Here is a 3313-nt window from a genome sequence, read left to right on the forward strand (position 1 = left end):
GCCACGGCCTGCGGGGGTTCGGGGGTTGCGCTCACAGCGGCCACGTTAGCAGCAGGCGGACAGCTGCGAGCCGGTCCGCGGTTCAGGAGTAGTGTTTTATCGAATCCACGTCGCACCGAGGAAAGGAAGCAGGATGCCACTGGCCCGCCGCGTCGCCTTCCTCTCCCTGCACACCTCGCCGATGGAGCAGCCCGGCTCCGGGGACGCCGGGGGCATGAACGTGTACATCCGCGCCCTGGCCGCGGCCCTGGCGGAGACCGGCGTCGAGGTGGAGATCTTCACCCGCTCCACCGCCGCCGACCAGGCCGCCGTCGAACACCCGTCCCCGGGAGTGTGCGTCCACAACGTGCTCGCCGGCCCGCCGCGGAAGCTGCCCAAGGAGGAACTCCCGGCACTGCTGCACAGCATGGTGGCCGAAATCGACCGGATCAAGGATCTGCAGCCGCATGGCCGTTACGACGTGATCCATTCGCACTACTGGGTGTCGGGCGTCGCCGGGCTGGAGCTTTCCGAGCTGTGGGGGGTGCCGTTGGTGCACACCATGCACACCATGGCCAAGGTCAAGAACCTGCTGCTGGAGTCCGGCGAGCAGCCCGAGCCGCGCCGGCGCGAGGAGGGCGAGCACCGGATTGTCGACGGCGCCACGCGGCTGATCGCCAACACCGGGACCGAGGCCGCCGAACTGGTCTCGCACTACGACGCCGACCCGGACCGCGTCGACGTGGCGCCTCCGGGCGTGGACCTGGCCGTCTTCACGCCCGCGTTCCGGAGCCGGGCCCGGAGCGAACACGGCGTGACGCCTGGCCGTTTCCACCTGCTGTTCGCCGGGCGAATCCAACGGCTCAAGGGCCCGCAGATCCTGATCAAGGCTGCGGCCCTGCTGCGCGCCCGCCGCCCGGACATCGATCTGCAGCTGACCATCCTGGGAGCGGTGAGCGGGGCGAAGGATTTTGACCTGAAGGCCCTGATTACCGCCGCCGGGATGGACGACGTCGTCACGCACCATCCGCCGGTCAGCGCGCCCAAGCTGGCGGGCTGGTACCGGTCGGCCGACGTCGTGGTCATGCCGTCCTATAGCGAGTCTTTCGGCCTCGTTGCCCTCGAGGCCCAGGCCTGCGGCACGCCGGTGGTCGCCACGAAGGTGGGCGGGCTGTCGCGGGCGATCTTCGACGGCCGGACCGGCCTGCTGGTGGAGGGGCACAAGGCGGCGGACTGGGCCGATGCCCTCGAGGCCCTGCACGATGACCCGGCCACCCGGGAAGACATGGGCCGTGCGGCGTCGGTGCACGCCCAGGACTTCGGCTGGCAACGCACCGCCGCGATTACGCTGGAGAGCTACCAGTCCGCCCTGGTCCAGTACTTTGGAACACAGAGCATCCCGGCGGGCCACACGCCCTGACCGGGGACCGGCCGGACGCGCCGGCCGGAACGAGACGAAGTAACGAGCTGAAGGACAAGGATGTCTGAGAACACCACGGAAACCGCAGCAGCAGTCGACGCCTTCGCCGCCCCGCCGGTAGCGCCGCTAGCGCCGGTCGAAAAGCAGGTCCTCAGCGATCTCGACATCGCCCGCCGGGCGACGATTCGGCCGATCGAGGAAGTGGCGGCCGCGGCCGGGATCAACCCCGAAGCACTGGAATTCTACGGCCGCTACAAGGCGAAGATCGATCCGGCCAAGCTGACCCGTACCGGCACGCACACGCCCGGCAAGGTAGTCCTGGTTTCGGCGATGTCCCCCACGCCGGCCGGTGAGGGGAAGTCGACCACCACGGTGGGCCTGGCCGACTCCCTGGCCCGCGCCGGGCACCGGGTGATGATCGCGCTGCGCGAGCCGTCGCTGGGACCGATCCTGGGCATGAAGGGCGGCGCGACGGGCGGCGGCTACTCCCAGGTCCTGCCGATGGATGAAATCAACCTGCATTTCACCGGCGACTTCCACGCCATCACCTCCGCCAACAATGCCCTGATGGCGCTCGTGGACAACCATATTTACCAAGGCAACGCGCTGAACATCGACCCGCGCCGGATGACGTTCAAGCGGGTGCTGGACATGAACGACCGGTCGCTGCGCGAAGTGGTGATCGGCCTCGGCGGTCCGACCCAGGGCGTGCCGCGGCAGGACGGCTTCGACATCACGGTCGCCTCGGAGATCATGGCGGTGTTCTGCCTCGCCACCGACCTGAACGACCTGCGCGCCCGGCTGGGCCGGATCACGTTCGGCTACACCTACGACCGTGAGCCCGTCACCGTCGCTGACCTCGGCGTCCAGGGCGCCCTGACCATGCTGCTCAGGGACGCGCTCAAGCCCAACCTGGTGCAGACCATCGCGGGCACCCCGGCCCTGGTGCACGGCGGCCCGTTCGCGAACATCGCGCACGGCTGCAACTCTCTGATCGCAACCCAGACCGCCCGCAGCCTGGCCGACGTCGTCGTCACCGAGGCGGGGTTCGGCGCCGACCTGGGCGCCGAAAAGTACATGGACATCAAGTCGAGGATCGCCGACGTCGCGCCGTCCGCCGTCGTCGTGGTGGCGACCATCCGTGCGCTGAAAATGCACGGGGGCGTCGCGAAGGACCAGCTCACGGAACCCAATGTTGAGGCGCTGGCCGCGGGGACCGCCAACCTGCAGCGGCACGTACGCAACGTGGAGAAGTTCGGCATCACCCCGGTGGTGGCGATTAACAGGTTCGGCACGGACAGCCAGGAGGAGCTCGACTGGCTGCTGGACTGGTGCGCCGCGGAGGGCGTGCAGGCGGCCGTGGCCGACGTCTGGGGCCGCGGCGGAGGCGGCGACGGCGGGGACGAACTCGCCGCGAAGGTCGCCGCGGCCATCGCGGCCCCGCACGACTTCCGGCACCTGTACCCGCTGGAGATGTCCATCGAGGACAAGATCCGCACCATCGTGCAGGAGATCTACGGGGCCGACGGCGTGGACTTCTCCGTGCCGGCGCTTAGGCGGCTCGCGGAGATCGAGAAGAACGGCTGGTCCGGCATGCCGGTTTGCATGGCGAAGACGCAGTACTCCTTCAGCGACGACGCCGCCAAGCTGGGCGCACCGAAAGGCTTCACCGTGCACGTGCGGGACCTCATTCCCAAGACTGGGGCGGGCTTCATCGTGGCGCTGACGGGCGCGGTGATGACGATGCCGGGGCTGCCCAAGGTCCCGGCTGCGATGCGGATGGACGTCGACGCCGATGGCAACCCCGTCGGCCTCTTCTAGACCCTCCCTCACGTCCGGCGCCCTCCCACCCAACCCTCCCTCACATCCCGCCCCACCACCCGACGCTCCCGCAGATCCGGCGCCCCACCACCC

2 protein-coding genes are annotated in these 3313 nt (G+C 69.3%); both read left to right on the top strand.

The features are described from left to right. Window positions 1-133: 133 nt before the first annotated feature. Window positions 134-1399: a D-inositol-3-phosphate glycosyltransferase gene (gene mshA, locus AB4Y86_RS15265; RefSeq protein WP_441403040.1), complete on the top strand. Its 1266-nt coding sequence runs from the start codon at window positions 134-136 to the stop codon at window positions 1397-1399. A gap of 60 nt (window positions 1400-1459) precedes the next feature. After that, a complete protein-coding gene (locus tag AB4Y86_RS15270) occupies window positions 1460-3220 on the top strand; it encodes a formate--tetrahydrofolate ligase (RefSeq protein ID WP_441403041.1) in 1761 nt (586 codons plus the stop codon). Window positions 3221-3313: the final 93 nt, after the last annotated feature.

The organism is Arthrobacter sp. 2YAF22_2 (assembly GCF_052114645.1).
In the GTDB taxonomy this organism is placed as follows: domain Bacteria; phylum Actinomycetota; class Actinomycetes; order Actinomycetales; family Micrococcaceae; genus Arthrobacter.

Coding starts and splice junctions, on each gene's coding strand:
- AB4Y86_RS15270 (WP_441403041.1), top strand. CDS start 1,460: ATGTCTGAGAACACCACGGAAACCGCAGCAGCAGTCGACGCCTTCGCC.
- mshA (WP_441403040.1), top strand. CDS start 134: ATGCCACTGGCCCGCCGCGTCGCCTTCCTCTCCCTGCACACCTCGCCG.